This window comes from Mycobacterium sp. TH-M103 (genome assembly GCF_057473785.1).
Window position 1 is genome coordinate 1 of sequence record NZ_JBYCLG010000290.1, and the last position, 2,174, is coordinate 2,174.

The window sequence follows — 2,174 nt, forward strand, 5'->3', positions numbered from 1 at the left end:
GTGGCGCCCGGCAGCTTCAGCTGGCACGTGCTGACGTCGTTGGCCGACGACGTCAAGACCTTCCACGACGGCCGCGCACCCGATGAATCCGGCAGTGTCTTCGGAATCACACTGACGGCCCGGCGGGCGGCCTCCAGCAGGTGACGGCGCGAAATGCCGGCGGTTCGGCTTCGCGCCCCAACGAATACGCCGATGTGCCGGACATGTTCCGCGAGTTGGCGACCTTCGCCGCCGACTCGGCGGATTTCCAGCGCCACCGGGACAAGATCGTGGAGCGCTGCCTGCCGCTGGCCGACCACATCGCCCGGCGGTTCGAGGGCCGGGGCGAGCCGCGCGACGACCTGGTCCAGGTGGCGCGGGTGGGTCTGGTCAACGCGGTGGTCCGGTTCGACGTCGACACCGGTTCGGATTTCGTCTCGTTCGCCGTCCCCACGATCATGGGGGAGGTGCGGCGCCACTTCCGCGACAACAGCTGGTCGGTGAAGGTCCCGCGGCGGCTCAAGGAACTGCACCTGCGGCTCGGCAGCGCCACCGCGGAGCTCTCCCAGCGGCTCGGCCGGGCACCCACCGCCACCGAGCTCGCCGAAGAACTCGGCATGGAGCGCGAGGAGGTCGTCGAGGGCCTGGTGGCGGGCAGCTCCTACAACACCTTGTCCATAGACAGCGGTGGCGGCAGCGAGGACGACGAGGCCCGTGCCATCGCCGACACCCTGGGCGACGTGGACTCCGGCCTGGACCGCATCGAGGACCGCGAGGCGCTGCGCCCGCTGCTCGAGGCGCTGCCCGAGCGTGAGCGAATGGTGTTGGTGCTCAGGTTCTTCGAATCGATGACGCAGACGCAGATCGCCGAGCGGGTCGGGATCTCGCAGATGCACGTGTCCCGGCTGCTGGCCAAGTCGCTAGCGCGGCTGCGGGACCAGCTGGAGTAGCGGGCGCGGCTCCCCGGCTCCCGGCTGGCCGCCGGGCCGCAGCAGCGGTTCCTCCTGCGGCGTCGTCACCGGCAGGGTGCCGTCGGGGTCGCAGACGCGCAGCAGCAGGGCCACCGCGGGGCTGGGCACCATGGCCCAGTTCGTGCGGGCGCCCGAGCACATCACGTTGATCCGGTGCAGCGCCGAGAAGCCAGCCGTACCAATGAATTTCAGGCCGCGCAGGTCCAGGGTCACGCGCTTGCAGCGACGAGCGCTGCGTTGGACGTAGGCGGCGAGCTCGTCGGCGTTGGCCGCGTCGAGTTCACCGTCCACCGTGATCACGGTGCCGCCGGGTAGGCGGCACGCGCCGAACTGCGCGGTACGACTTTGTTGCCAAGATTGGGCCACAGACATAGCCGGACTCCATCACTAGAGGAGGGTGTGCTGTGGATGACGTCAGGCGAAGCCGGGAAGTTCATGCGCCCCCACGTTCCCGACGTGATCCGGCGGCTGTGAACTCAACCTGATTGCACCCTACCCGTGCCGGGGTGGGCCGACAACGGTTGCGGGGAGCCGGCGGATCACTTGATCTCGGCGAGCACCGTGCCCTGGGTGATGGCCGCACCGGCCTCGACGGCGAGCCCGGTGATGACGCCGTCCTTGTGCGCGGTGACCGGGTTCTCCATCTTCATCGCCTCGAGGACGACCACCAGGTCGCCGGTGGCGACCTCCTGTCCCTCCTCGACCGCGACCTTGACCACGGTGCCCTGCATCGGAGCGGTCACCGCGTCACCGGAGGCCGTCGCGCCCGCGTGCGCCCCGCGCTTGCGCGGCTTGGGCTTCTTGCGGACGACGCCGGCCGGGTCGGCGGCACCGCCGGACAAGGCCAGGTCGCCGGGCAGCGACACCTCCAGGCGGCGGCCGTCGACCTCGACGACCACCTTCTGCCGCGGCCGGGTGTCCTCGTCATCGAGGGGCTCGCCGCCGGTGAAGGGTTCGACGGTGTTGTTCCACTCGGTCTCGATCCAGCGGGTGTGCACGGAGAAGCCCTCGTCGTCACCGATGAACGCCGGGTCGGACACGACGGCGCGGTGGAACGGGATCACGGTGGCCAGGCCCTCGACGTGGAACTCGTCCAACGCGCGCCGGGCCCGCTCGAGGGCCTCGGTACGGCTGGCGCCGTACACGATCAGCTTGGCCAGCATCGAGTCGAACTGCCCGCCGATCACCGAGCCGGTCTCCACGCCGGAGTCCAGCCGCACCCCG

The 2,174-nt window shown here is 70.3% G+C and carries 3 protein-coding genes and 1 pseudogene; 2 read left to right on the top strand and 2 right to left on the bottom strand.

What is annotated here, in order from left to right:
- Together AC2VOR_RS16445 and AC2VOR_RS16450 are read left to right on the top strand one after the other, a co-directional pair.
- Nucleotides 1-144, top strand: a pseudogene (locus AC2VOR_RS16445) (anti-sigma factor); the annotation flags it as partial.
- The gene (locus tag AC2VOR_RS16450; protein ID WP_369740180.1) at nucleotides 141-929 is read left to right on the top strand and encodes an RNA polymerase sigma factor SigF; all 789 of its coding nucleotides are present in this window, start codon (nucleotides 141-143) and stop codon (nucleotides 927-929) included. The pseudogene AC2VOR_RS16445 and the gene AC2VOR_RS16450, both read left to right, overlap by 4 nt.
- Here AC2VOR_RS16450 and AC2VOR_RS16455 read toward each other — a convergent pair.
- Nucleotides 900-1,322 (bottom strand): STAS domain-containing protein, encoded by a 423-nt coding sequence (locus AC2VOR_RS16455; RefSeq protein WP_369740179.1) that lies wholly within the window; start codon nucleotides 1,320-1,322, stop codon nucleotides 900-902. The genes AC2VOR_RS16450 and AC2VOR_RS16455 overlap by 30 nt on opposite strands.
- 167 nt (nucleotides 1,323-1,489) lie before the next feature.
- The coding region (locus tag AC2VOR_RS16460) for a biotin/lipoyl-containing protein (RefSeq protein ID WP_486964127.1) at nucleotides 1,490-2,174 on the bottom strand (685 nt) is incomplete at its 5' end.